We start from the raw sequence: 24,386 nt of genomic DNA, 5'->3' as shown, positions 1-24,386 counted from the left end.
ACCTTGCTGGCAGGAAGTCCATGCCGGCGGGCGACAGATGGTGGCTATCGACCCGGGACCAAAAGACGCGACGTGCATGTATTGAACAGTTGGGTCGGACTGGCTTGAGGCGGAGAACCAGATTGTCTTTGCAAGAAGTTGTGGCCATACGCGATCGATGCAAGAACGTTGATGGAAAATGCTGGATCCCGGCGTTCGCCGGGATGACGTGCATTGAGGGGCACCGATATCTCCTGCAGCAGATAGGTTCGCGCTCCGTGATCCCAGCGGCCTTCAATGATTGAGCCGGGCCCCAGTCTTATATGACCTGCAACCGATAGGCTCTCAGTTCGTCATCCCGGCGCACGCCTGGATCCAGCTTTGATTGCTCTGTCAGAGCAGGCCCGGATAAAGATCCAGCCAACGCGGGTTGTTCTGTTCAATTAACTCGATCTTCCAGGCGCGTTTCCATTGCTTGAGCGCCTTTTCGCGCGGAATGGCGCTGTCCAGGGTAGGGTGTTGTTCGTACCAGACCAGCGTGTGGACGTGATATCTGCGGGTAAAACCGGCGACAAGATTGCGTTTGTGCTGGTCGATGCGGCGGATGAGGTCGGTGGTGACGCCGAGGTATAAAGTGCCGTGAAACCCACTGGCAAGGAGGTAGACGCAGGGCTGTTTCATGGTTTCCTTCCATTGGAGACCGTTGTCTTTCAGCCTAGCAGACACGTAAGGGATGCGCGAATCAAATGCGTAGAGCAAAGGCTGGATCCCGGCGTGCGCCGGGATGACGAAGTGAGAGAGGACCGGCAACACAGGGTTTATCGACGTCGCTAATACTCGTCATCCCGGCGAACGCCGGGATCCAGCTCTTAGAACGAAATGTGCGAGCAACAAGCGGGTCGCCACGCGCCATTGCAATGACGTGTTTATTACACCAAGGTCTTTCGCCGCTTTTCATCAATCCACTTGTCTGCCTGCGCCGGCCGATAATCCCGCATCCATTGCAGCATCTGTTCGATATCACTGCCATACCAGAGGTCGGCGCGTTGTTCCGGGTGCAGGAAGCGTTCCTCGACCATGCGATCAATCATGCCGATCAACGGTGCATAGAAGCCATCGACATCAAGGAACGCGCATGGCTTGTTGCCGATGCCCAGCTGGCGCCAGGTCAGCATCTCGAAGATTTCCTCCATCGTGCCGAAGCCGCCGGGCAGGGCAACGAAGCCATCGGAAAGTTCGAACATGCGCGCCTTGCGTTCATGCATCGAGCCGACGACTTCGAGCTGGGTCAGGCCGCGGTGGGCAACTTCCCAATCCGCCAGTTGTTGCGGAATAACCCCGATGACCTCGCCACCAGCGGCCAACGCGGCGTTGGCCACCGTGCCCATCAGGCCGACGTTGCCGCCACCGTAGACGACCCGCATGCCGTCGCTGGCGATGCGGCTGCCGAGTTCACTGGCGCGCTGCGCGTAGACCGGCTTGCTGCCGGCGTTGGAACCGCAATAGACACAGATGCTTTTCATGGGCACGGATGGAAGTGGGAAGGGGCTGAAACGACAACGCCGGCGGTTGCCGGCGTTGCTTGGATGAGGTCGGCAGTGCGCGGCTAGTCGCCGGCTGCAACCGGACGCCTCAGTTGGCCTTGTGGATGGCGCGCTTGCTGACCGCCATCGCCGCATCGTGGATGGCCTCCGACAAGGTCGGATGGGCGTGGCAGATCCGCGCCAGGTCATCGGCCGAACCCTTGAATTCCATCGTCAGCACGCCTTCGTGGACCAGTTCGGAGACGTTGACACCGACTAGGTGCAAGCCCAGCACCAGATCCGTTTCGGCATGCGCCAGGACCTTGACGAAGCCCGCGGGCTCGGCCATGGCAACGGCGCGACCGACCGCGGCGAACGGGAAGCTGCCGGCCTTGTACGGCACGCCTTCATCCTTGAGCTGCTGTTCGGTCTTGCCGACCCAGGCAATTTCCGGTTCGGTGTAGATGACCCACGGGATGGTGTCGAAATTGACGTGGCCGGGCAGGCCGGCAATCAGTTCGGCGACCGCGATGCCTTCCTCGAACCCCTTGTGCGCCAGCATCGGCCCACGCACACAGTCGCCGACCGCCCAGACCCCGTCAACGCCGGTATGGCAGTGTTCGTCGACTTCGATCTGGCCGCGATCATTGATTTTGACCCCGACGTCATCGGCCAGCAGGCCCTTGGTCGCGGCGCGGCGGCCGACGGCCACCAGCAGCTTGTCCACGGTCAGGCTCTGTTCGCCCTTGCCGTCGGTGTAGCTGACCACGACTTCCTTCTTCTTGCCCTTGCCACTGATGTCGGTCTTGCTGACCTTGGCGCCAAGGCGGATGTCCAGGCCCTGCTTCTTGAATTCACGGGCGGCGGTCTTGGCCACTTCGGCGTCGGCGGCGGCCAGGAACTCCGGCATTGCTTCCAGGATCACCACTTCGGAACCCAGCCGGCTCCACACGCTGCCCAGTTCCAGGCCGATGACGCCAGCACCGATCACGGCCAGGCGCTTGGGTACTTCAGTGAAGTCCAGCGCGCCGACGTTGTCGACGATGGTGTCGCCGTCGAACTTGGCGAACGGCAGCTCGATGGAATCCGAACCGGCGGCGATGATCACATTGGTACCGGTCAGTTCGACTTCGCTGCCGTCGTGCTGCTTGACCTTGACCAGGTTGCCCTTGTGCAGGGTGCCGAAGCCGAAGAACGGCTTGATCTTGTTGGCCTTGAACAGCATTTCGATGCCGCCGGTGAACTGCTTGACGATCTTGTCCTTGCGGCCAATCATCGTGCCGACGTCCATCCTGGCATCCTTGAAGCTGATGCCGTGGTCGCCGAACAGGTGGCCCATGTTCCAGTACTGGCGCGACGAATCCAGCAACGCCTTGGACGGAATGCAGCCGACCCGCAGGCAGGTGCCGCCCAGCGCAGGCTTGCCGTCCTTGCCCAGTGCCGCGTCGATGCAGGCGGTCTTCAAGCCCAGTTGCGCGGCGCGGATGGCGGCGTGATAGCCGGCTGGGCCGGCACCGATGACGACGACGTCGAATTGTTCAGCCATGTTGATTCCTTGGTCTTCTTCCGGCGATGGTGCCGGAAGGTGGCGCGGAGCGCCGGGCGAAGGGAAGTGGGTGGCAGCAACGCGCGCCGACCCACGTCCAGACCTCTCCAGGTGGAGAGGGGCTACGGGCTTAGAGGTCGAACAACATCCGGCTGGGGTTTTCCAGCTGGTTCTTGATATCGACCAGGAACTGCACCGCGTCCTTGCCGTCGATGATGCGGTGATCGTAGGACAGCGCGATGTACATCATCGGCGCGGCGACGATCTGGCCGTTCTCGACGATCGGACGTTCCTTGATCGTGTGCATGCCCAGGATCGCACTCTGCGGCGGGTTGACGATCGGCGTCGACAGCAGCGAACCGAACGTGCCGCCATTGGTGATGGTGAAGGTACCGCCCTGGAGATCTTCCAGCGCCAGCTTGCCTTCACGGGCCTTGCTCGCGTAGTCGCCGATGCCTTTTTCGATGTCGGCGAACGACATCCGCTCGACGTTGCGCAGCACCGGGGTCACAAGGCCTTTGTCGGTGGATACCGCAATCGAGATGTCAGCGTAGCCGTGATAGATGATGTCCTTGCCATCGACCGACGCGTTGACCGCCGGGAAGCGCTGCAGCGCGTTGGCGGCAGCCTTGGCGAAGAAGCTCATGAAGCCGAGCTTGACGCCGTGGGTCTTCTGGAACTCCTCGCCGATCTGCTTGCGGGCGGCGGCGACCTTGCTCAGGTTGACCTCGTTGAACGAGGTCAGCATGGCGATCGATTCCTTCGACTGCATCAGGCGTTCGGCGATGCGCTGGCGGATGCGGGTCATCGGCACGCGTTCTTCCGGACGTGCGCCACCGGAGACACCGGCGGTCTTGCCGCTGGCGTAGTTGATCAGGTCTTCCTTGGTCACCGCACCACGGCGGCCAGTGCCTTCGACCTGGGCCGGATCGATGTTCTGGCTGACCGCGGTGAAGCGCGCACCCGGCGGCAGCGCGTCTGCCGAGGACTTGCTGGCAGCGGCCGGCGCGGCGGCGGCCTTGGGCGCTTCAGCCTTGGCGGCTTCGGCCTTCGGCGCGTCCTTGGCCGGGGCTTCTTCCTTCTTGGCCTCGGCCGGCGCATCGGCGACCGCGCCTTCCTCGATGATCGCCAGCAGCTGCTGGCTGGTCACGGTGTCGCCTTCCTTGAACTTGATTTCCTTGAGCACGCCGTCGACCGGCGAAGGCACTTCCAGCACGACCTTGTCGGTTTCCAGATCAAGCATGTTTTCGTCACGCTTGACCGAATCGCCGACCTTCTTGTGCCAGGTGGCAATCAGCGCATCGGAAACGGATTCGGGAAGAACCGGGACTTTGACTTCGGTGGCCATGGGCGAGGCGTCCTATTGATTTTTGAGTACGTGTTGCAGTGAATTGGGAGAGGGAAACTTATTCGGCGACGTAATCGTTGCCGAACGTGTTGACCAGGGCGTCGGCGACCAGCTTGAGCTGCTCTTCGACGTGTTCGGCGAAATGACCGGCGGCGGGCGAGGGCGAGCGCGGGCGGCCGGCGTAGTGCAACACCTGCTTGTCGGCCAGGCAGGCTTTCAGGTGGTGGCGGATCTGGTACCACGCGCCCTGGTTCTGCGGCTCTTCCTGGCACCAGACCACGTCAGTGGCCTTGCTGAAGCGCTTGAGTTCGGCGGCCAGCATCTCACGCGGGAACGGATACAGCTGTTCGACTCGCACCAGCGCCACATCTTCCTGGCCACGCTTGTGCTGGTCTTCCAGCAGATCGTAGTAGACCTTGCCCGAGCACAGCACGACGCGCTTGACCTTCTTGGGGTCGGCGCTGGCATCGGGGATCAGATGCTGGAACTCGCCATTGGCCAGTTCGTCCAGGCTGGAAACGGCCAGCTTGTGGCGCAGCAGTGACTTCGGCGTCATCACCACCAGCGGCTTGCGGGTGGTCATCCGCATCTGCCGACGCAGCATGTGGAAGCATTGCGCCGGCGTGGTCGGCACGCAGACCAGCATGTTTTCCAGCGCGCACAACTGCAGGAAGCGTTCCAGTCGCGCCGAGCTGTGTTCCGGACCCTGGCCTTCGTAGCCATGCGGCAACAGCAGGGTCAGGCCACTGATGCGGCCCCACTTGGCTTCGCCAGCGGCGATGAACTGGTCGATCACCACCTGCGCGCCATTGGCGAAATCGCCGAACTGCGCTTCCCAGATGTTGAGGGTGTTGGGGTCGGTGGTCGAGAAACCGTATTCGAACGCCATCACCGCTTCTTCGCTCAGCAGCGAATCGATGACGGTGGCGGTCTCCGGGTTTTCGACCAGCTGGCGCAGCGGCAGGTAATAGCTGTCGGTCTTCTGGTCATGCAGGATCGCATGGCGATGGAAGAACGTGCCGCGGCCGGCGTCCTGGCCGACCAGGCGCAGGCCGTGGCCTTCGGCCAGCAGGGTGGCGTAGGCCAGGTTTTCGGCGAAACCCCAGTCGGCAGGCAGCTCGCCGGCCAGCATCTTCATGCGGTCGTCGTAGATCTTGGCCACGCGCGGATGCAGGGTAACGCCATCCGGGATGGTGTTGATGATCTTGGCCAGCTGGTCGAGGTTCTTGCGCTTGACCGTGGTGTTGACCGGATCGGTGATCTTGCCGGCCAGGTACTTGCCCCAGTCGATGACCAGATCATCGGCCTTGTCCTTGGCAAGTTCGGTGGTGCGCTCGCCCGAATCCAGCTTGTCGCGGTATTCGTCGGCCAGCGCCTTGCCGCCGTCGGCGGCGATCACGCCTTCGCTTTCCAGCTTTTTGGCGTACAGCTCGCGGGTGGTCGGGTGCTTGCGGATGGTCTGGTACATCACCGGCTGGGTCGCCGCCGGTTCGTCGGCCTCGTTGTGGCCGTGACGGCGATAGCAGACCAGGTCGATGACCACGTCCTTCTTGAACTGCTGGCGGAAGTCGTAGGCCAGGTTGGCGCAGAACACCACCGCTTCCGGGTCGTCACCGTTCACATGCAGCACTGGTGCGCCGATCATCTTGGCGACGTCGGTGCAGTACAGGGTGGAGCGGGCGTCGTCGCGGGCGCTGGTGGTGAAGCCAATCTGGTTGTTGATGACGATGTGCAGGGTGCCACCGACGGCAAAGCCGCGTGCCTGCGACATCTGGAACAGCTCCATCACCACGCCCTGGCCGGCAAATGCGGCGTCACCGTGCATGATGATCGGCAGCACCGCCTTGCGCTCGGTGTCGCCACGGCGTTCCTGGCGCGAACGCACGCTGCCGGCGACCACCGGGTCGACGATTTCCAGATGCGACGGGTTGAAGGCCAGCGCGGTGTGCACCGGGCCGCCTGGAGTGGCGATATCGGCCGAAAAGCCCATGTGGTACTTGACGTCACCGGCGTGGGCCAGGTCGTTATCGTGCTCGAACTTGCCTTCGAACTCGTCGAACAGCTTGCGCGGGCTCTTGCCCAGGGTGTTGACCAGCACGTTGAGGCGGCCGCGATGGGCCATGCCGACGACGATGTCCTTGACCGTGGTCTGGCCAGCGCGACGGATAACGGTGTCCAGCAGCGGGATCAGCGAATCGCCACCTTCCAGTGAAAAGCGCTTCTGGCCAACATATTTGGTACCGAGGTAGCGTTCCAGACCTTCGGCAGCCGTCAATCGCTCCAGGGTGCGGCGCTTGGCGTCATCGTCCAGACCGTAGTTGCCACCGGCCGCTTCCATCCGCTCGTACAGCCAGCGGCGCTGGTCGGCTTCGGGAATGTGCATGAACTCGACACCGACCGAGCCTGTGTAGGTGGCCTTGAGCCGGGCCAGCAGGTCACCCAGCTTCATCCGCGCCTGGCCGGCCAGGCCGCCAGTGCTGAACTCGCTGCCGAGGTCGCGTTCGGACAGATTGTGGAAGGCCAGATCCAGATCCGGCGGATTGAATGGCTCCGACAGGCCCAGCGGGTCGAGCCTGGCGCCGAGGTGGCCACGCGAACGGTACGCGGTAATCAGGCGACCGATGTGGCGTTCGCGCTCATCACCGCCGCCACTGCTGGCAACGACGCCGCGGTTGGCCTGGCGGGCGGCTTCGGCGATGTTGTCGATGACCACCGAATGCGGCACGTCACCGGCCTCGCGGCCCTTGAACCCGTCAAAAAAGGCTTTCCATTTGGGCCCTACGCTGTCTGGGGAGACCAGGTATTGTTCGTACAGGTCTTCAACATAGGAGGCATTGCCTCCGTTGAGCTGCGAGGATTGCGCAAACTGCTTCAGGAGATTGTCCACAATAATGTTGGCGTGCTTTGGGGGTTTCGAAAGCGAATGGTGCAGGCAACACGGAGCCGTCTGCGCGAAATGTCAAACCACGCGAATTATACCCGCATGCCAGCGGCAAGGCGTACCCGTATTGGACTAAAGACCCGGACCGTCCCGGGCCATCCCGGTCAGCGCTGATGAGGGTGGAAAGCACGGCTCAGGCGGGACGCAAGACGCCGGCGGTCACAGTCCGAGGGCGCGGTATTCGCTGCAGGGGCGTGAACGCTCCCAGAACCGCTGGAACACATCGCGCAGGTGCCGGGCCTTGCCCGGGTTGTCCCATTCGGCTTCGCCTTCAAAACGCTGTCCCAGCGGGCGGAAGTAGTAGCCGCCGAGATCATTGACCGCGTAAGCCGAAGGATAGGCCATGTCCGCCGGCTCCTGGATCTGGCGGAACTGGAACACGCTGGGCAGGCGCTGGGCCAGCGGCAGCAGCGGCGACAGGTTGCGCTGAGGGGCGTCGGCATCCTGCAGCAGCAACTGGATGACCGCGCCACGGCGACCTTGGGCGAAGCGACGCATGCCCTCCAGCAGCGCGGTGGCGTCGAGCACGCCGGGGTCCAGGGCCCGGCTATATATAAAGAGTGAGCGCCGGCTTTGCTGCAACAGCGCGGTCAGGGCCGCGACCGCGGCGCGACTGTCATCGATGGCGACCGCGCCGTCGAACCGCCGCTGCATCGTCTGATGTTCAATACCGGCCTCATGGAAGCGCTCACCCAGCGGCACGAAACCGTGGCGGGCATAGAAGCCCTCGGCGCTGACCTGCGCATGCAGGCTGACATCGGCCCAGCCGAGCTGGCGTGCCTGTTGCATCAGCGCCAGCAGCAAGGCGTCGCCAACGCCGCGGCCGCGCCATGCAGCGAGCACCGCCATTCGTCCAATCCTGCGCTGCGGGGTCAGCCGGCCGGTGCCTATCGGTTGTCCGTGCCGGTCGCGGGCGATCACGTGCCGGCACTGGGGATCCAGCTCGTCCCACTCGAGTTCCAGTGGCACCTGCTGCTCCTGCACGAACACGACTTCGCGCACCCGTCGCAGATCCTCCACGCCGCTGGCGTAATCAATCGGTTCGACGTGGAAGTCGCGGTCGGCCATCGGCTTTACCCGTCTTCGTCCATGCCGAACTGGTAATGGCCGGCCTGGGCCAGGGCATTGACCGCTTCGCGGCCAGCCTCGGACAGACCGCTGTAAAGAGCGGCATCGACCAGCTCGGCCGCGGCCAGGCGCTGGGCGTCCTTGATCGGCAGGTCGAACTGCAGGCCACTGCAGAACAGGCTGGCCGCCTGCGCGCGCCGGCGCCAGGCCAGGCGCGAGAACGGATGTCGGTGCAACGGCGCGCCGTGCTCCAGATCCCATTCCAGCTCCACCCGTGAGCGTGGCTCGGGCGAGGCCGCGACTTCACCGGCGGCGCGGTAGGTGGTGATGAAACGGCCGAACCAGTCACCCAGCTTGTCGGGGTCGTTCATCCGCAGCACGTTCAGCGCCTCGACCACCCGGGCCATCGCCTTGGCGTCGATTTCGTGGACGTCGCCGGCCGGCGCCAGATCCGGGTCCTGGTAGCGGATCGACTCGTCGGCGTCGGCTATCAGGGTATCAATGTAATCACCCATCAATTCCGAAGCCGACGGCGCACGCATGCCGAAGGAAAAGGTCAGGCAGGGGTTTTCGGCCACGCCGTTGTGTGGCACGCCCGGTGGCAGGTACAGCACGTCGCCCGGTTCCAGCACCCACTCATGGCTGGGGCTGAACTCACGCAGCAGCTTCAGCTCGACGTCGTCCCGGAACTCCAGCGGCGGATTGGCGCGGTCATCGATCTGCCAGCGGCGCTCGCCCTTGGCCTGCAGCAGGAACACATCGTACTGATCGACATGCGCACCGACCGAGCCACCGGTGGCGGCGAAGCTGACCATCACATCGTCCATCCGCCAGCGCGGCAGGAAATCGAAGCGTGAAATCAACGCCGCTACATCCGGGTCCCACTTGTCGACATCCTGCACCAGCAGTGTCCAGTCGTGATCCGGCATGCCGGGGAATTCTTCTTCGGCGAACGGGCCGGTGCGCAGCGACCAGCGATCATGTTCGCGGTCATGGACGACGATGCGCGACAGCGCCGCTTCCTCGCAGGCCAGCCCGGCCAGATCCTCGGGCTGCAGCGGAGTCTGGAAATTGGCGAATGCGTTGCGGATCAGCAATGGCTTCTTCTGCCAGTATTCCTTGAGGAACCGGCTGGCCGGCATGCCCAGGAAGTGCCTGGCGGTGGCGTGGACTTCAATCACGGCTGGGCCTCATTCTGTTCCTGCTGCAGGCGCGCCTGCAGGCCCTTGCGGCCGTTGGCGGCGTAGACGTGGCAGGCGTCGGGTTGGATCAGCGCGGCACTGGGCGGGTTGCCCAGCCGCGCCCACAACTGGCTGGCGACCGGGTGGGTGCTGATCAGGATGTCGCAATCAAGCCCATCCAGTGTGTCCAGCGAGCGCCGGAATGCGGCGACCGTGCCCGGATGCGCGCTTTCGTCGGAGTAACGATAGTGGTCATCGGAAATCGCCGAGACACTGTCGGCATAGACGATGTGGCGGCATTGCCCGTCCTGGCAGCTGCTCCAGCTCCAGCTGGTGCCACCAGCCGTATGTCCAGGGGTGGCATGGGCGGTGATCCGCAACGGGCCAACACTGATCGTCTGTCCGTCAGCGACTGCCTGCACCCGTGCGACCGGCGGAAAGCTGGCGGTGGTGTGGTACTGCGGGTCGCTGGCATCGCTGGCACCGCGCAGCAGGGTGGCGACCGAATCGGCACCGGCCAGCACGATCGCGCCGCTGTCAGCCTGCAGTTGGGCCAGGCCGCCGGCGTGGTCATGATGATCATGGGAATTGAGGATGTACTTGATGTCCTCAAGCCTGAAGCCGAGCGCACGGATGCTGGCTTCGACCAGCGGCGCCGCCTTGGCAGTACCGGCATCGACCAGTACGTGGCCCTGGTCCGAGGTCACCAGCAGGGCACTGATGCCGCAGGTGCCGACATACCAGGTATTGCCGTAGACGCGTCGCGGCGGTGCGGCGGTATCCCAGCCATCCATGCCGGATGCATCGGCCGGGCACTCGGCGATGTCCGCGGCGGTCGCGGCCGTTGCCTGCGTCGGTGCCGGCGCAGGGGTGGTGCAGGCACTCAGCGCGAATGCGGCAGTCAGGGCAAGCAGACAACGCATGCAGATCCTTTGTTGTTGAAGGGATTTCAGATCTTCTTCGCCAGCGATTCGGCCAGGCCGACGTAGCTGCCCGGGGTCAGTTCCAGCAACCGCTGCTTGGCATCGGCAGGCAGTTGCAGTGACTGGATGAATTCACGCATCGAGTCTTCGGTGATGCCGTGGCCGCGGGTCAGGGCTTTCAATTGCTCATAGGGGTTGGGCAGGCCATGGCGGCGCATGACGGTCTGCACGGCCTCGGCCAGTACTTCCCAGGCCGCATCCAGATCCGCATCCAGTCGTTCCGGTGCCACGGTCAACTTGCCCAAGCCCTTGGCCAGCGAATCCAGCGCCACCTGGGTGTGGCCGAATGCCACGCCGAGCGCACGCAGAACGGTGGAGTCGGTCAGATCCCGCTGCCAGCGGCTGATCGGCAGCTTGGCCGAGAAATGCTCGAACAGTGCATTGGCCAAGCCGAAATTGCCTTCCGCGTTCTCGAAGTCAATCGGATTGACCTTGTGCGGCATCGTCGATGAGCCGACTTCGCCTTCCTTCAGCCGCTGCTTGAAATAACCCAGCGAGATGTAACCCCAGATGTCGCGCGACAGGTCCACCAGCACGGTGTTGGCGCGGCGGGTGGCATCGCCGATTTCGGCGACATTGTCGTGCGGCTCGATCTGGGTGGTGTATGGATTGAACACCAGCCCCAGGCCTTCGACGAAGCGCTGCGCGAACGCCGGCCAGTCGACATCCGGATAGCTGACCACGTGGGCGTTGTAGTTGCCGACCGCGCCATTGATCTTGCCGGTCAGTTCGACCGCGGCGATCTGCCGGCGCTGGCGTTGCAGGCGCGCGACCACGTTGGCCAGCTCCTTGCCCAGGGTGGTCGGCGAGGCGGTCTGGCCATGGGTACGCGACAGCATCGGCTGGCCGGCCTGGAGATGGGCCAGGGTGCGCAGCATCTCGCTCACCCGGTCCAGGGTTGGCAGCAGCACCTGGCTGCGCGCTGCCTCCAGCATCAGCGCGTAGCTGAGGTTGTTGATGTCTTCGCTGGTGCAGGCGAAGTGGACGAATTCCAGCGCCGGGCCGAGCTCGGCATCGTCCTTGAGCTGCTCTTTGATGAAGTACTCGACCGCCTTGACGTCGTGGTTGGTGGTGCGCTCGATCTCCTTGACCCGCGCCGCCTGTTGCAAGCTGAAATCGTCAGCCAGCGCCCGCAGGCGATCGCGGGCGGCATCGGAAAACGCGGCCAGCTCGCTGATGCCGGGCTCGGCGGCCAGCGCCAGCAGCCATTCCACTTCGACCTTGATACGGGCCTTGATCAGTCCGTACTCGGAGAAGATGGGACGCAGGGCATCGACCTTGCCGGCGTAGCGGCCATCGAGCGGGGACAGGGCAAGCAGGCTGGACTCAGACATGGGGCAGGGCGAATCAAGGGAGGAGGCCGGCCATTTTAGCGGTTATGCGGCACCGGTGTTCCGCCGTCGCCGCAAGCCACTGGCGTATGCTGTGGGCCCCTGCCGGCGGTTCCAGCCTTGCCGGCGCCCGTCGCCGCCATCCTGGAGAGCCCATGAGCAAGAAAAATGCCGCACGCCCGGCCAAGCGCGCCCGCTTCCGCATCGAGCACGACAGCATGGGCGAACTGCAGGTGCCCGCCGAGGCACTGTGGGGCGCGCAGACCCAACGCGCGGTGCAGAACTTCCCGATTTCCGGCCGGCCGATGCCGCGTGGCTTCATCCGTGCGCTGGGCCTGGTCAAGGCAGCTGCCGCGCAGGTCAATGCCGATCTGGGGTTGCTGCCGAAAGGACTGGCGGGCGCGGTGGCCGATGCCGCACTGGCGGTGGCCAATGGTGAACACGACGCCCATTTTCCGATTGATGTCTACCAGACCGGTTCCGGTACCTCGTCCAACATGAATGCCAATGAGGTCATCGCCAATCTCGCCAGCCGCGAAGGCAAACCGGTGCATCCCAATGACCACGTCAACCTCGGCCAGAGCTCCAACGATGTGGTGCCTACGGCGATCCGGGTGTCGGCGCAGATGGCGGTGGTCGAGGACCTGCTGCCGGCCCTCAAGCATCTGCGCAAGAGCATCGACAAGCGTGGCAAATCGCTGTCGCGGGTGGTCAAAACCGGCCGCACCCATCTGATGGACGCCATGCCGTTGAGCTTCGAGCAGGAGTTCTCGGCCTGGTCGGCGCAGCTGGCATCGGCCGAGCAGCGTCTGGCTGACACCCTCAAGCGACTGCGCCGGCTGCCTCTGGGCGGCACCGCGATCGGCACCGGCATCAACGCCGACCCGCGCTTCGGCGGCAAGGTCGCCAAGGCCCTCACCGCGCTGGCCCGGACCCGCTTCGAAAGCGCCGGCAACAAGTTCGAAGGGCTGGCGGCACAGGACGATGCGGTGGAATTGTCCGGCCAGTTGAATGCGCTGGCGGTGGCGTTGATCAAGATTGCCAACGATCTGCGCTGGATGAATTCCGGCCCACTGGCTGGCCTGGGTGAGATCGAGCTGCCGGCGCTGCAGCCAGGCAGCTCGATCATGCCGGGCAAGGTCAACCCGGTGCTGCCCGAGGCCACGGTGATGGTCTGCGCGCAGGTCATGGGCCATCACGCGGCCATCTCGATCGCCGGCCAGACCGGCAATTTCCAGCTCAACGTGGCGCTGCCGCTGATCGCGGCCAACCTGCTGGAATCGATCCAGCTGCTGTCCAATGTTTCGCGGCTGCTGGCTGACAACGCGATTGCCGGCCTCAAGGTGCGCCGTGACAACGTGCAGCGGGCGCTGGAGCGCAACCCGATCCTAGTGACGGCGCTGAATCCGGTGATCGGCTATGAGCAGGGCGCGGCCATCGCCAAGCAGGCCTACAAGCAACAGCGTCCGGTGCTGGAGGTGGCGGTGGAAGCCACCGGCCTGAGCGAGAAGGAACTCAGGTCGTTGCTGGACCCGGCGACGCTGGCCAAGGGTGGCATCCACGGCAAACCCGGCGGCGGTGGCTGACCGCAGCCGCGGCCACGTCTTGATGTCCCCGTAGAGCGGAGCTTGCTCCGCTATCCCAAGGCAACAGCCACACCCCGGCCATGCGCGTCATGGCCGAAGCGCAGCAAGCTGCGCTCTACAAAACAGCGCCAAGCTCCTCCGTAGGGCGGAGCTTGCTCCGCTATCCCAAGGCAACACTCGCGTCGTGGCTGAAGCGCAGCAAGCTGCGCTCTACAAAACAGCGCCCAGCTCCTCCGTAGAGCGGAGCTTGCTCCGCTGTCCCGGGGTAAACGCTCGCGTCGTGGTTGAAGCACAGCAAGCTGCGCTCTACGAAGCAGCACACGTCTTCCGTAGAGCGGAGCTTGCTCCGCTATCCCAGGTCAAACACTGGCGTCATGGCTGAAGCGCAGCAAGCTGCGCTCTACGGGGGCAGTCGTGCCTAGAAGCGCACGCCCATGCTGGCCGATAGATAATCGCGGTCGACATCGCCGTAGGGCGTGTTGCCTGAGCCCGACCAGTACAGCTCGGCGAAATAGCGCTGGCGATAATCTAGCTTGATACCGGCGGTGCCGAGCAGCCGGCCCTCGACGAAATTGACGTCGTAGGAATAGCCGTTCACGTCCTGGCCGAACATCAGATAAGGCGTCAGGCTCAGTCCGGGTGCGACATCGGCATAGGTCAATTGCGCGCGCAGGCGATAGCCCCAGGCGAACGGGGTGGCGTAGCCATCCGACGAGCAGCCGCGATCACGGAATTCCGGCGCAGGCGTGCCGATGGCACACCCCGTGCTGTTGCCGGCGGCCAGATCGCTGCCATAGGCATCGACCTTGGCATAGCGGCGCTCGCTCAACGGCGCCATCGCGTGCACGTACTTGGCGCCCAGTTCGGCCATCAGCACCAGCGCTTTGGCGCCCATGACATCGGGAATCGGCTGGATCGCGCCGACTGAGAACTGCGACACGTCGTAGCGGTCGTAGCCGTGGAAGACATCGCCGGGCGCGGTGCTGGCGCGGGCGTCGGCCAGCGTCAGCGGTTCGCCGATGCGCTGGCCCAAGAATGCCGGATCGGCGGCAAAGCCGTAGATCAGATCCGCGGTCGCCAGCTGGATTGGCTGGTCATGGCGCAGACTGTATTCGCCGAACAACTGCAGGCCCTTGCCGGGTTTGGCGTTGAAGCTGATCCCGTATAACTGGATGTCTTCAGGATACTCGAGTACATAGCGGACGTTGCTGTCGCTGTCATGGGAGCTGTCGGTCGGCGGCCGCCATCCGCTGTCCAGACCGTTATCGTCAAGGCCCTGGTAGCGGTCGGCAATGATGCCGACATAGGGGCGGTTGGAGTGCAGGTTGAGCGCATAGCCGGACACCGTGGTGGTGCCGAACTCATGGCTGAGCGTCAAGCCCATCTGGCCACTGTCGCGCGGTTCCACATCCGGCGCCCGCTCGACCAGCAGATCCTGTTGATAGGCTAGGCGATCATCGCTGCCACGCGGCAGTGCGCCATTGCAGTCACCGGCGACATAGTCATAGGTGGAAAATGCGGTGCCACAGCCATCCAGCACGATAGGATCCCAGCGATACTGGTAGAACGCGCCGAGTCTGGTTTTCTCCGTCAGTTGCAACGACGCGCTCAACATCTGGCTGGGCAGGCGCAAGGTGTCGCCGGGGGTCCGCTGCGCCTGCAGCAGATAGGCGTTGATGGTGTTGATGCCATTGACGAAGAACTTGCTTTCGCCCCACGGCAACAACTGATTGCCCAGGGTCAGGTCGAGGGCATGGCCGCCGGGATTGAAACGGCCGTGGATGTAGGCTTCGGTCAGGGCGATGCCATCGAAGCGGGCCTGACGATCGAACTGATCATCATCCAGCGGCTGATTGCCGGCATAGCCATTGCCGAGGTTGCCAAACGGCACCCGATGATTTTTCTGGTATTGATCCGACCAGGCACGGATGCCGATGCGCAGATCAAAGTTGCCCTGTTTCAGATCCAGTCGGGCCAGACCGAAGATTGGCGCCGAAGCCAGCCCAGCGTCCTGGTAATTCAGGCGGCCATCGTCGATGTTGCGACCACCGAATGGGTTGTAGCCCTGGCCATCACGGCCGGCGGCCAGGGCGTTGCCGCGGAAGATCAGATCCGGGCTGGCCTGCTCGGTGGTCCAGATGCCGCCGACGCCGAGTGATCCGGTTAGCGAACCCTGGACGTCACCCCATTCGAAATCGACCGCCTGCGCAGCAGGCACCGTTGTCACCAGGGCGATTGCCAGGGCCAGGCGGTGGAAGCGGGTCATACCGGAATGACGCCCGTGATCGCGGGCGAGAGCAATGTTGCGCAACATGAAGGACCTCCCGAGTCGTCCTTCACGATGGAGGATGGCCGCTGCCATGTCGATGACCGGCGCTGCCAGGATCAGCGCGGTCCTTTCCAAGCCGGAATGCGCCGCAAATCGCCGCTTTCAAGGCGATTTACCGGTGTATTTCCGTCACTTGATCCCAAGCCGAGGGCTCGACAGCGGACAATGGCTGCCAGCACCGCTCGACGCGCGCCAGGCCCGCGCTTGCGGTGATCCGGATCAGTGGGCCGTGGCGGTGTTGTCCGCTTTCGTCTCGGCAACTGCTGCTCGATCAGCCGCGGCGTCGGCGGTGGCCGCAGCACCGGAGCCGGCACCGGAATCGTCATCCGCAGCGGCCTTCACCGTCGCCGCCGCTGTTCGCACCCCACCGCGAAGGGCCTGGCGGATGCCTTGACGGATCTCCTGGCGAACCTCGGTCTGCTTGCGTGCACGCTCGGCGTCGGTCAAACCGGTGCGAGTACTCTTGTCGCGGCAGTCGTCGACGTCGGTTGCATGGATGTGGGCGTAGGGCTGGAACTGCGGCACTTGTCTGCCCAAGGCGTCCTGGGCAGCGCGCAAACCGGCCAGATGGTCGCAGAGCTGCAGCGCTGCCGTCTCGATCTTGCTGGTTTCGGCTTCGATTTTCTCACCTACCGCATCGGAATTGCCGCTGAGTATGCCTTTGACCGCTTCGCTGGCCGCCTTGCCCGCCAGTGCCGCGCCTTGCTTGCCGACTTCAATGCCCGCCTGGCTGATGCCGTCGAGCTGGGCGTAATAGTCGCGTACCAGTTGCTGTTGGACCGGACTCAAGGCGATTGGCTGGCCGTCAATCCGCAGGCTGCCGTCGCGGCCAATACGCGCCGGTGGCAGATTGCCGCTGTTGATGGTCAGGTGATCACGCAGGCCGCTGCTGCTGACAGAACCCTGCGCGGTCTCGACCGTGCTCGTCGGTTGGCAGGCTGCCAGTGCCAGCAGCAGGCAGCCGCTGATGGTCAGTTTTCTGAGGGCGACACGCATACCTGGATTCCTCGGTGTTTGGCATCGCCGCAGTGATGCCGGTGATGATGGATCTGCCATTGAAACGTCATTCGGCGACGTCAATCCGGCCGCCGACCTGCTGGTGGTCGACCGAACCACTGCCGACCGAAGCAACCGTCAGGTTTCCGGTGACCTGGCGGATGTCGGCATCGCCTGAGCCGATCGAACGGATCTCGACATTGCCGGTGACATCGCGAAGGTCGATGTCGCCCGAACCCAGCGAACCGATGTGCACGTCACCCTTGCCGCCGCGCAGCGAAAATTCGCCGGAACCGATGCTGTCCACCGTCGCCGGACCAGCGACGCTGGCACTTTCCAGATCGCCTGAACCTATCGACGTGACCTTCAGGGCGCCTGCCTGGCGCACCTTGATGTCGCCGGATCCGACCTTGGCCGCGACCAGGCCGCGGGTATTGCTGAGCTGGGCGTCGCCGGAACCGACGCTGACGCTGGCGATGCTGGCGCCGTCCAGGCTGGCGTCGCCGGAATCGACTTTCAGATGGATGGTCCGGTCGGCCGGCACCTGGCCGCTGATGTGCAGGCGGGCCATGCCCTGGTTGAAGAACGACCAGCCCTTATGCTGCTCGTTCTGCAGGCTCACCACCAGTGCGTCACCCTGTTTGCGCTGGGATAGGGTCAGGCCGGCGAGATCATCGGCATCGTCGGCGCAGGCGCGGCCGGCGAGCTTGCCGCCGGTGCCGGCGACCGCATCCAGCACCAGATCATGGGAATTGACTTCAAAGGTGATCGTTCTGACCCCAGCCAGATCCAGCTCCAACTGGCGGTCCTGTGCATGCGGGCACTCGTATGCCTGCGCGAACGGGGCAAGCAACAGCAGCGGGGCGGCCAACACAGTGGCGATGAAAACGGGACGCATCAGATTCTCCGGAAGCAGGTAGGGCTGCGGGCGGCTGGCCCGCGCAGCGGTGCGGTGGCGCCCGCTCGGCGGCCACCGCAGGCGGGGATCACTCGGTTTCGCGCCAGCGGCGGATATGGATGGCAGCGACGATGAAGGCTACGCCCACCAGCATGCCGATCCACATGTCGATGGTGCCGAACAACTGCCAGTTGTTGCCCAGGTTGACCACCTGCATCAAGTCAGCCGGCGAGTGGATCTGGATGTTGTTGTCGATATGGCCGGCCAGCGGCGACCAGGTGCCCGGTATCACGCTCAGCAGGCCACGGTAGGCGACCACGTACCACAACTTGTCGTATGGCAGATCGAGGCCGAGGATGCCGACCATGCTGATGATGATGCAGGCCAGGATCGGCACCAGTACCGCCCACAGGAACGGTTTGCTGCGTGCCCAGGCCGAGCAGAACATCAGCCAGCCAACCGTCGGCAGCGCCCAGCAGACATAGATTGGCAGGCTGCTCAATGCATTGCCGACCACCGCGAACGGGTGCGAATGGGTGAACATCGAGAATCCGCTGGGCACACCGCTGATGGCCATCGATGCACCGGCGATCACCCATAGGGTCAAGCCGATCGCCACGCCGATGACCAGCGACAGCAGGGGCGCCAGCAGCAAGGCCCAGCACACCTTCGACAACACCATCGCGGTGTCGGATACCGGCAATGATTTCCAGAACAGGATGCTGCGATCGCGCTTGTCATCGTGCAGCGTACCCAGGCAGTAGAAGAACACCACGAACGCCAGCACCACGAACGCCAGGCCGAGGCCGAGAATCAGGATGCCGTCGCCGACCGCGCCAATCTGGCGGGTGTATTCATCGATCGGCCCGTCGATGTTCATGTTGAAACTGGGCTTGTTCTTCATCTGCAGGACTTTGACCGTACCGATGGTCGAAGCAATCAGCGACAACAGCGCGACGATGGCACCGGTGACGACTGGCGCCCACAGGAAGCCGCCACGGTTTTCCCAGTACTCGCGCTTGAGCAGCCACTTGAACGTATGTGTTTTGTGGACGGTCACGGCGTTCATGCGTAGGTTCCTTTCATGATGGCGACAAACAGATCCGCCAGCCCGGGCGTGCGGGTTTCTCCTAGGGCCGCCAGCCGCGTGCGTGACACTCCATCGAACAACATCACGGTCTTGCCGAAGGGCAGGGCGCGCTCGTCGATGGGCAGCAACGCGCGGGCCTGGGCGACGTTGTCGGCACTGGCCAGCAGCTCGGTGTAACGTTCGGCGACATCGTCCATCGCCGCGGTCAGCACCACCTTGCCGTCACGGATGAACATCACGTCGGTCAGGATGTGCTCGATTTCCTCGACCTGGTGGGTGGTGACCAGAATGGTCTTCTGTTCGTCGAAATAGTCTTCCAGCAGGTTCTGGTAGAACTGCTTGCGGTAGAGGATGTCCAGGCCCAGGGTCGGTTCGTCCAATACCAGCAGTTTGGCGTCGATCGCCATCACCAGTGCCAGGTGCAACTGCACGATCATGCCCTTGGACATCTCGCGCACGCGCAGGTTGGGATTGAGCTGGGTGTTGGCAAGGAAGCGCTCGCACTTGGCCCGGTCGAAACGCGGATGCACGCCCTCGACGAAATCAACCGCCTCGCGTACCCGCATCCAGCGCGGCAGCACCGCGACGTCGGCGATGAAGCAGACATCATTCATCAGCTGGTCGCGTTGTTTGCGCGGGTCCAGGCCCAGTACCTTGAGATTGCCCTCGAACGGGATCAGTCCGAGGATGGCCTTCAGTGCCGTGGTTTTGCCGGCGCCATTGGGCCCGATCAGGCCGATGATGCGCCCGGCCGGTATCTCGAATTCGGTATTGTCCAGCGCCAGCCTGTTGCGATACGCCTTGCGCAGGCCGTGCGCGGAAACCACGTTGCCAATGACAGCACTCATGATGCATTCCCCTTTGATATGAGCAGTTCTTCGATGGTCAGGCCCAGCCGTTCGATGCGTTCGGACACGGCCGGCCATTCTTCGGTCAGGAAGCGTTCGCGTTCGCTGGCCATCAGCTTCTTGGAGGCCTCTTCGGTGACGAACATGCCCAGCCCGCGGCGCTTTTCCACCAGTGCCTCGTCCGCCAGTTCCTGATAGGCGCGTGAAACGGTAATCGGATTCAGCTGGTACTCGGCGGCGACCTGGCGCACCGACGGCAGCGCGTCGCCGGGCTTGAGCAGGCCATCGAGCATCATCGCGATGACCCGTTCCTTCAGTTGACGGTAGATCGGAGCACCGTCACTCCATTGGATGGATGTCATGGCTTCAGCTCCCGCTGCGCAGGGAACGGGCGAAAGAGAAATAGGGCATCGACAGCGCGGCCCGACGACGATGACGCGACGGCCCGGCCTGCGGATGGACGGCCTCGATGACGTCTTCCTCCAATGCCGCCGGCGTGGCCGGCAGCAGCGAAGGCGCGGCAAAGCCGGTGTCCATCCTTGCCGCTGGCTGGGCTGACAATCCCAGCAACAGCAGGCTGACGGCCCCGGCGAGGGCGAAACCTGAATTGAGCAGTTTCTCGTTCATGTGACTCCCCGGCTGGGTGAGTGGTGTTGTATGTAACTATAACACCTAAACACGTCCGATCAAGTCCTTGCCGGTGTTTTGCGACCCAACTAACGGCATACTGGGCGCCGAACGCTCACGGAGTCACGAAAATGATTCGCAAATATTTGAAAATGTTGGGTTTTGTTGCCCTGGCTGGGCTCGCAAACAGTGCCGTTGCCAGCGATTTGCTGGACCAGAACTACCGCTCGCTGGCCGGCAAAACCGAGATTAACCTGAACAAGACATACGCCGGCAAGGTCCTGCTGGTCGTCAATACCGCCAGCAAATGCGGCTTCACCCCGCAATATGAAGGCCTGGAAGCGCTGCAACAGAAGTACGCCAGCCGTGGTTTCTCGGTGCTGGGTTTCCCGTCCAACGACTTCAAGGGGCAGGAACCTGGCAGCGAGGCGCAGATCCAGGAATTCTGCACGCTGACTTACGGGGTCAAGTTCCCGATGTTCGAAAAGGTGCATGTGATTGGCGACCAAGCGACCCCGCTTTACCAGTCACTCACCCGCGAAACCGGCCATGCGCCCGGCTGGAACTTCCACAAATACCTGATCAACCGCAAGGGTGAGGTGGTCGCCGATTTCCCCAGCAAGGTCACCCCGGATGACCCGGCGCTGGTGGCCGCGATCGAACGTGAACTGCAGGCCGGGCGCTGATCGCCGCGACGCTCTACGCGTGGCCGCGACCACATGCGACAATACCGGCTGGCGCCGTCGGTGCGGCGCGAATATCAAGGAGTCTGTGGGATGAAGCATCCGATTCGCGGCGTCGTCGCGGTTATCGCCATCGTGGGTTCAATGTTGGGAGGCAATGTGTCGGCACAGGAAAAAACAGCGCTGGTCAGCGAGCGCGACAAGGTCAGCTATGCGATCGGCATGGACGTGGGCAATTCGTTCGAGCCGGTTGCCCAGTTCATGGATCTGTCGGCGTTCCAGAAAGCACTGGAAACTTCGTTCAAGGGCGGTGAGCCGCTGATTTCGCAGGCTGATGCACAGGCCACCGACCAGGCGTTGCGGGTCAACATCGCCGCCAGCCAGGGCCAGACCGTGCCCGGGACCGCGCCGGGCAGCAAACCGCCGGCCGTGGACAAGGCCAAGGTCGGCTACATGCTCGGTGGTTTCGCGGTCGGCCCGTCATTGGCGCCGCTGAAGAGCGAGATCGACCTGCCGGTGATGATGCAGGCCATGCGCACGGTGGTCGGCAAGACCGGCACGCCGCTGATGACCGCCGCGGAAGCCCAGGCGGCGGTGCAGGCGTTCATGACCCAGCGCCAGAGCCAGGCCGGCCAGCGCAACCGTGAAGAAGGCGCCAAGTTCCTGGCCGGGAACAAGACCAAGCCGGGTGTGATCACCACGCCGTCGGGCCTGCAGTACATGGTCCTGCGCGAAGGCAATGGTGCGCGACCGACCCCGCAGAGCCGGGTCCGGGTGAACTATGTGGGCACCCTGCTCGACGGCACCAAGTTCGACAGTTCCTATGATCGTGGCGAACCGGCCGAGTTCGGCCTGACCCAGGTCATTCCGGGCTGGACTGAAGGTGTTGCCTTGATGCCGGTCGGCGCCAAATACCGCTTCTGGATCCCGGGCAACCTGGCCTATGGCCCCAACGGCGCACCAGGCGGCACCATCGGTCCGGACGCGACGCTGACCTTCGACGTCGAACTGATGGGCATCCTGCAGTAACGGAATAGGAACTCGAAAGAAGGAAACAAAGAATGCGCGTTGCGATTTTCGGTACCGGCTATGTCGGATTGGTCACCGGCACCTGCCTGGCCGAGGTCGGCCACGATGTCACCTGCGTCGATATCGACGCAGGCAAGGTCGAAGGTCTGAACAACGGGATCATCCCGATTTACGAGCCCGGGTTGGAGCCGATGGTGAAGGCCAACCACGCCAGCGGGCGACTGCATTTCACCACCGATGCCGAACGCGCTGTCGGCAGCAGCGAGATCATCTTCATCGCGGTCGGTACCCCGCCGGATGAAGATGGCAGCGCCGATCTGCAATACGTGCTGGCGGTGGCGCGGACCATTGGCCAGCACATGCAGGGCAATGCCATCGTGGTCGGCAAGTCGACAGTGCCGGTCGGTACCGCCGACAAGGTGCGGCAAGCGATCCAGGCGGAACTGGACAGCCGCCAGGCCGACTACCGCTTCGACGTGGTCTCGAATCCGGAATTCCTGAAGGAAGGCGATGCCATCAACGATTGCATGCGCCCGGACCGGATCGTGGTCGGCTCGGACAGCGCCACGGCCATCGAACGTCTCAAGCGCCTGTATGCGCCATTCAATCGCAACCATGACCGTCTGGTGGTGATGGATGTGCGATCGGCCGAACTGACCAAGTACGCGGCCAATGCAATGCTGGCGACCAAGATCAGCTTCATGAATGAAATCGCCAACATCGCCGAGCGGGTCGGTGCCGATGTCGAACATGTCCGCCATGGCATCGGGTCGGATCCGCGGATTGGCTGGCACTTCATCTACCCGGGCGCCGGCTATGGCGGCTCCTGCTTTCCCAAGGACGTGCAGGCGCTGGAAAAAACCGCGCAGCAGCACGGCTATTCCGCGCAGCTGCTACAGGCGGTGGAAGCGGTCAACGAAAACCAGAAAGGCCATCTGTTCGAGTTGATCCAGCGTCATTTTGATCGCGGAGAGGATGAAGGCGTGCGTGGCCGCACGTTTGCGGTGTGGGGCCTGGCGTTCAAGCCCAATACCGATGACATGCGCGCCGCCTCCAGCCGTCGTCTGCTCGAACAGTTGTGGGAAGCCGGTGCGCGGGTGCGGGCCTATGACCCGGAAGCACGTCAGGAAGCGGAGCGGATCTTCGGCCAGCGCGATGATCTGGTGTTGTGCGATTCGGCTTCGGCCGCGCTTGAAGGCGCCGACGCGCTGGTGGTGGTCACCGAATGGAAGCAGTTCCGCAGTCCTGACTTCGCGCAACTGCAGGCGCGACTGAAGGAAGCGGTGATTTTCGATGGCCGCAACCTGTACACGCCTGACGAGGTCGAGGCAGCCGGGCTGGCCTATTACGGCATTGGTCGTGGTCGTTCGCTGCAGGTGGGCGGATGACCGGTCCCGGCGACAGCCTGGAAGAGCGCCTGGTCGAGCTGGAAACCCGGCTGGCATTCCAGGAGCATGCGCTGGGCGAGCTCAGCGAAGCGCTGGCCGATGCACGTGCCGAGGGCAACCGGCACGCGCAGTTGCTGCAGCACCTGCTGTCGGATCTGCGCAAGGTGCGCGGCGAGCTGTATGCCGACGCCGCCGATGAACCGCCGCCACCGCATTATTGATGGAAAATCCGCAGCGGCTTGCACCGCTGCATTCTTCGCTGCTGATTTCGCACCTGTATCTGAAAAGCCAACCGTATGACCGACTCTCTTCGCGACCAGCTGCTGGGCCTGGGCTTCAAGCCCGCACCGCGCCCCGAACGCAAACCCGAGAACAAGCGCGCTGGCAACCGACCGCCCCATCACGGTGCCGGCAAGCCGGGCGCTCAAGCGGGCAAGCACGGCAAGGCCGACGATGCTCGGACCAGGCCGGGTCAGTCGCGACCTGCGCGCGATGGTAGATCCGGCAGGCCCGACCAGGCGGCTGGCCAACGTCGTGGTGGCAAGTCCCGTGAAGATATTGACCTGGCCAAGGCCTACGCCATCCGCGCCCAGCGCGAGAAGGATGAGCGCATCGAAGCCGAACGCCAGAAACAGGAGCAGGCCAGGTTGCGGCGCGAAGCCAAGGCCAGGCTGGAGCTGCTGTTGAAGGATCAGGCATTGAATGATCCCGCTGCCGAGATCGCCCGCCACTTTCCCTACGGCGGCAAAATCAAGCGCATCTATGTCACCGAAACCCAGCTCAAGGCCCTGAATGCCGGTGAGCTGGGCGTGGTCCAGCAGAATGGCCGCTATCTGCTGGTGAGCGCCGCGATGCTGGCGCAGGCCGAGGCGATCTTCGAACCCAGTGTCGCCCTGAAGATTGATCCCGATGCACCGGTACAGGACGATCCTTACGCGGATCCGCAGTATCAGGTGCCTGACGATCTCATCTGGTAACGCACGGGGTCGCGACTCGGATCACGCGGTACGGC

General features: G+C 63.6%; 22 protein-coding genes. 6 read left to right on the top strand and 16 right to left on the bottom strand.

The features are described from left to right. Window positions 1-372: 372 nt before the first annotated feature. The 9 genes from ABB29_RS06310 to purB form a co-directional block, all read right to left on the bottom strand. Window positions 373-660 (bottom strand): GIY-YIG nuclease family protein, encoded by a 288-nt coding sequence (locus ABB29_RS06310; RefSeq protein WP_057657791.1) that lies wholly within the window; start codon window positions 658-660, stop codon window positions 373-375. A 248-nt stretch (window positions 661-908) separates the two neighbouring features. Beyond that, window positions 909-1,502: an LOG family protein gene (locus tag ABB29_RS06305; protein WP_057657758.1), complete on the bottom strand. Its 594-nt coding sequence runs from the start codon at window positions 1,500-1,502 to the stop codon at window positions 909-911. A 109-nt stretch (window positions 1,503-1,611) separates the two neighbouring features. Continuing rightward, window positions 1,612-3,048: a dihydrolipoyl dehydrogenase gene (lpdA, locus tag ABB29_RS06300; RefSeq protein ID WP_057657757.1), complete on the bottom strand. Its 1,437-nt coding sequence runs from the start codon at window positions 3,046-3,048 to the stop codon at window positions 1,612-1,614. Between the two features lie 130 nt (window positions 3,049-3,178). Next, the gene (sucB, locus tag ABB29_RS06295; RefSeq protein ID WP_057657756.1) at window positions 3,179-4,396 is read right to left on the bottom strand and encodes a dihydrolipoyllysine-residue succinyltransferase; all 1,218 of its coding nucleotides are present in this window, start codon (window positions 4,394-4,396) and stop codon (window positions 3,179-3,181) included. A gap of 58 nt (window positions 4,397-4,454) precedes the next feature. Beyond that, window positions 4,455-7,283, bottom strand: a complete 2,829-nt coding sequence (locus ABB29_RS06290) for a 2-oxoglutarate dehydrogenase E1 component (protein ID WP_057657755.1) — start codon at window positions 7,281-7,283, stop codon at window positions 4,455-4,457. A 213-nt stretch (window positions 7,284-7,496) separates the two neighbouring features. Next, window positions 7,497-8,405: a GNAT family N-acetyltransferase gene (locus ABB29_RS16320; RefSeq protein ID WP_057657754.1), complete on the bottom strand. Its 909-nt coding sequence runs from the start codon at window positions 8,403-8,405 to the stop codon at window positions 7,497-7,499. A 5-nt stretch (window positions 8,406-8,410) separates the two neighbouring features. After that, window positions 8,411-9,547, bottom strand: a complete 1,137-nt coding sequence (locus tag ABB29_RS16315; protein WP_157062529.1) for a ribosomal protein uL16 3-hydroxylase — start codon at window positions 9,545-9,547, stop codon at window positions 8,411-8,413. 35 nt (window positions 9,548-9,582) lie between these two features. Beyond that, the gene (bla, locus tag ABB29_RS06275) at window positions 9,583-10,509 is read right to left on the bottom strand and encodes a subclass B3 metallo-beta-lactamase (protein WP_057657752.1); all 927 of its coding nucleotides are present in this window, start codon (window positions 10,507-10,509) and stop codon (window positions 9,583-9,585) included. Window positions 10,510-10,535: 26 nt separating this feature from the next. After that, a complete protein-coding gene (gene purB / locus ABB29_RS06270) occupies window positions 10,536-11,903 on the bottom strand; it encodes an adenylosuccinate lyase (protein ID WP_057657751.1) in 1,368 nt (455 codons plus the stop codon). A 152-nt stretch (window positions 11,904-12,055) separates the two neighbouring features. Between purB and ABB29_RS06265 the strand changes: the two genes are divergently transcribed. Then, window positions 12,056-13,486: a class II fumarate hydratase gene (locus ABB29_RS06265; protein ID WP_057657750.1), complete on the top strand. Its 1,431-nt coding sequence runs from the start codon at window positions 12,056-12,058 to the stop codon at window positions 13,484-13,486. 418 nt (window positions 13,487-13,904) lie between these two features. Here the strand turns inward: ABB29_RS06265 and ABB29_RS06260 are convergent, their stop codons facing one another. The 7 genes from ABB29_RS06260 to ABB29_RS06230 form a co-directional block, all read right to left on the bottom strand. Then, window positions 13,905-15,800 carry a DUF1302 domain-containing protein gene (locus ABB29_RS06260; RefSeq protein ID WP_170185851.1) on the bottom strand — a complete coding sequence of 632 codons (1,896 nt, stop codon included), beginning with the start codon at window positions 15,798-15,800 and terminating at the stop codon, window positions 13,905-13,907. Window positions 15,801-16,034: 234 nt separating this feature from the next. Next, the gene (locus ABB29_RS06255) at window positions 16,035-16,811 is read right to left on the bottom strand and encodes a YggN family protein (RefSeq protein ID WP_057657748.1); all 777 of its coding nucleotides are present in this window, start codon (window positions 16,809-16,811) and stop codon (window positions 16,035-16,037) included. 67 nt (window positions 16,812-16,878) lie between these two features. Then, on the bottom strand, window positions 16,879-17,709 hold the full coding sequence (locus ABB29_RS06250; RefSeq protein WP_057657747.1) for a DUF4097 family beta strand repeat-containing protein: 831 nt from the start codon (window positions 17,707-17,709) through the stop codon (window positions 16,879-16,881). Between the two features lie 88 nt (window positions 17,710-17,797). Further along, a complete protein-coding gene (locus tag ABB29_RS06245; RefSeq protein WP_057657746.1) occupies window positions 17,798-18,778 on the bottom strand; it encodes a hypothetical protein in 981 nt (326 codons plus the stop codon). Beyond that, window positions 18,775-19,647, bottom strand: coding sequence for an ABC transporter ATP-binding protein (locus ABB29_RS06240; protein WP_057657745.1), 873 nt, complete (start codon window positions 19,645-19,647; stop codon window positions 18,775-18,777). Before ABB29_RS06240 ends, ABB29_RS06245 begins: the two co-directional genes overlap by 4 nt. Beyond that, window positions 19,644-20,009: a GntR family transcriptional regulator gene (locus ABB29_RS06235; protein ID WP_057657744.1), complete on the bottom strand. Its 366-nt coding sequence runs from the start codon at window positions 20,007-20,009 to the stop codon at window positions 19,644-19,646. The genes ABB29_RS06240 and ABB29_RS06235 overlap by 4 nt, the downstream gene beginning before the upstream one ends. A gap of 4 nt (window positions 20,010-20,013) precedes the next feature. Continuing rightward, window positions 20,014-20,274, bottom strand: a complete 261-nt coding sequence (locus tag ABB29_RS06230) for a hypothetical protein (RefSeq protein ID WP_057657743.1) — start codon at window positions 20,272-20,274, stop codon at window positions 20,014-20,016. Window positions 20,275-20,405: 131 nt separating this feature from the next. On the opposite strand from ABB29_RS06230, the gene ABB29_RS06225 reads away from it, so the two are divergent. The 5 genes from ABB29_RS06225 to ABB29_RS06205 all read left to right on the top strand — a co-directional run bounded on the left by ABB29_RS06225 (window position 20,406) and on the right by ABB29_RS06205 (window position 24,351). Continuing rightward, window positions 20,406-20,960 carry a glutathione peroxidase gene (locus ABB29_RS06225; RefSeq protein WP_057657742.1) on the top strand — a complete coding sequence of 185 codons (555 nt, stop codon included), beginning with the start codon at window positions 20,406-20,408 and terminating at the stop codon, window positions 20,958-20,960. A gap of 141 nt (window positions 20,961-21,101) precedes the next feature. Further along, window positions 21,102-21,986: an FKBP-type peptidyl-prolyl cis-trans isomerase N-terminal domain-containing protein gene (locus ABB29_RS06220; RefSeq protein WP_245622555.1), complete on the top strand. Its 885-nt coding sequence runs from the start codon at window positions 21,102-21,104 to the stop codon at window positions 21,984-21,986. 32 nt (window positions 21,987-22,018) lie between these two features. Next, complete coding sequence (locus ABB29_RS06215) at window positions 22,019-23,374, top strand: UDP-glucose dehydrogenase family protein (RefSeq protein ID WP_057657740.1); 1,356 nt, start codon at window positions 22,019-22,021, stop codon at window positions 23,372-23,374. Continuing rightward, window positions 23,371-23,595, top strand: a complete 225-nt coding sequence (locus ABB29_RS06210) for a SlyX family protein (protein ID WP_057657739.1) — start codon at window positions 23,371-23,373, stop codon at window positions 23,593-23,595. Before ABB29_RS06215 ends, ABB29_RS06210 begins: the two co-directional genes overlap by 4 nt. A 75-nt stretch (window positions 23,596-23,670) precedes the next feature. After that, window positions 23,671-24,351, top strand: a complete 681-nt coding sequence (locus tag ABB29_RS06205; RefSeq protein ID WP_057657738.1) for a DUF2058 domain-containing protein — start codon at window positions 23,671-23,673, stop codon at window positions 24,349-24,351. The last annotated feature ends 35 nt before the right edge of the window (window positions 24,352-24,386 follow it).

Source organism: Pseudoxanthomonas dokdonensis (assembly GCF_001431405.1).
In the GTDB taxonomy this organism is placed as follows: domain Bacteria; phylum Pseudomonadota; class Gammaproteobacteria; order Xanthomonadales; family Xanthomonadaceae; genus Pseudoxanthomonas_A; species Pseudoxanthomonas_A dokdonensis.
The sequence above is the reverse complement of the archived record's forward strand: the minus strand, read 5'-3'. Positions and strand labels throughout refer to the sequence as shown.

Coding starts and splice junctions, on each gene's coding strand:
- ABB29_RS06310 (WP_057657791.1), bottom strand. CDS start 660: ATGAAACAGCCCTGCGTCTACCTCCTTGCCAGTGGGTTTCACGGCACT.
- ABB29_RS06305 (WP_057657758.1), bottom strand. CDS start 1,502: ATGAAAAGCATCTGTGTCTATTGCGGTTCCAACGCCGGCAGCAAGCCG.
- lpdA (WP_057657757.1), bottom strand. CDS start 3,048: ATGGCTGAACAATTCGACGTCGTCGTCATCGGTGCCGGCCCAGCCGGC.
- sucB (WP_057657756.1), bottom strand. CDS start 4,396: ATGGCCACCGAAGTCAAAGTCCCGGTTCTTCCCGAATCCGTTTCCGAT.
- ABB29_RS16320 (WP_057657754.1), bottom strand. CDS start 8,405: ATGGCCGACCGCGACTTCCACGTCGAACCGATTGATTACGCCAGCGGC.
- ABB29_RS16315 (WP_157062529.1), bottom strand. CDS start 9,547: ATGCCGGCCAGCCGGTTCCTCAAGGAATACTGGCAGAAGAAGCCATTG.
- bla (WP_057657752.1), bottom strand. CDS start 10,509: ATGCGTTGTCTGCTTGCCCTGACTGCCGCATTCGCGCTGAGTGCCTGC.
- purB (WP_057657751.1), bottom strand. CDS start 11,903: ATGTCTGAGTCCAGCCTGCTTGCCCTGTCCCCGCTCGATGGCCGCTAC.
- ABB29_RS06265 (WP_057657750.1), top strand. CDS start 12,056: ATGAGCAAGAAAAATGCCGCACGCCCGGCCAAGCGCGCCCGCTTCCGC.
- ABB29_RS06260 (WP_170185851.1), bottom strand. CDS start 15,800: ATGTTGCGCAACATTGCTCTCGCCCGCGATCACGGGCGTCATTCCGGT.
- ABB29_RS06255 (WP_057657748.1), bottom strand. CDS start 16,811: ATGCGTGTCGCCCTCAGAAAACTGACCATCAGCGGCTGCCTGCTGCTG.
- ABB29_RS06250 (WP_057657747.1), bottom strand. CDS start 17,709: ATGCGTCCCGTTTTCATCGCCACTGTGTTGGCCGCCCCGCTGCTGTTG.
- ABB29_RS06245 (WP_057657746.1), bottom strand. CDS start 18,778: ATGAACGCCGTGACCGTCCACAAAACACATACGTTCAAGTGGCTGCTC.
- ABB29_RS06240 (WP_057657745.1), bottom strand. CDS start 19,647: ATGAGTGCTGTCATTGGCAACGTGGTTTCCGCGCACGGCCTGCGCAAG.
- ABB29_RS06235 (WP_057657744.1), bottom strand. CDS start 20,009: ATGACATCCATCCAATGGAGTGACGGTGCTCCGATCTACCGTCAACTG.
- ABB29_RS06230 (WP_057657743.1), bottom strand. CDS start 20,274: ATGAACGAGAAACTGCTCAATTCAGGTTTCGCCCTCGCCGGGGCCGTC.
- ABB29_RS06225 (WP_057657742.1), top strand. CDS start 20,406: ATGATTCGCAAATATTTGAAAATGTTGGGTTTTGTTGCCCTGGCTGGG.
- ABB29_RS06220 (WP_245622555.1), top strand. CDS start 21,102: ATGTTGGGAGGCAATGTGTCGGCACAGGAAAAAACAGCGCTGGTCAGC.
- ABB29_RS06215 (WP_057657740.1), top strand. CDS start 22,019: ATGCGCGTTGCGATTTTCGGTACCGGCTATGTCGGATTGGTCACCGGC.
- ABB29_RS06210 (WP_057657739.1), top strand. CDS start 23,371: ATGACCGGTCCCGGCGACAGCCTGGAAGAGCGCCTGGTCGAGCTGGAA.
- ABB29_RS06205 (WP_057657738.1), top strand. CDS start 23,671: ATGACCGACTCTCTTCGCGACCAGCTGCTGGGCCTGGGCTTCAAGCCC.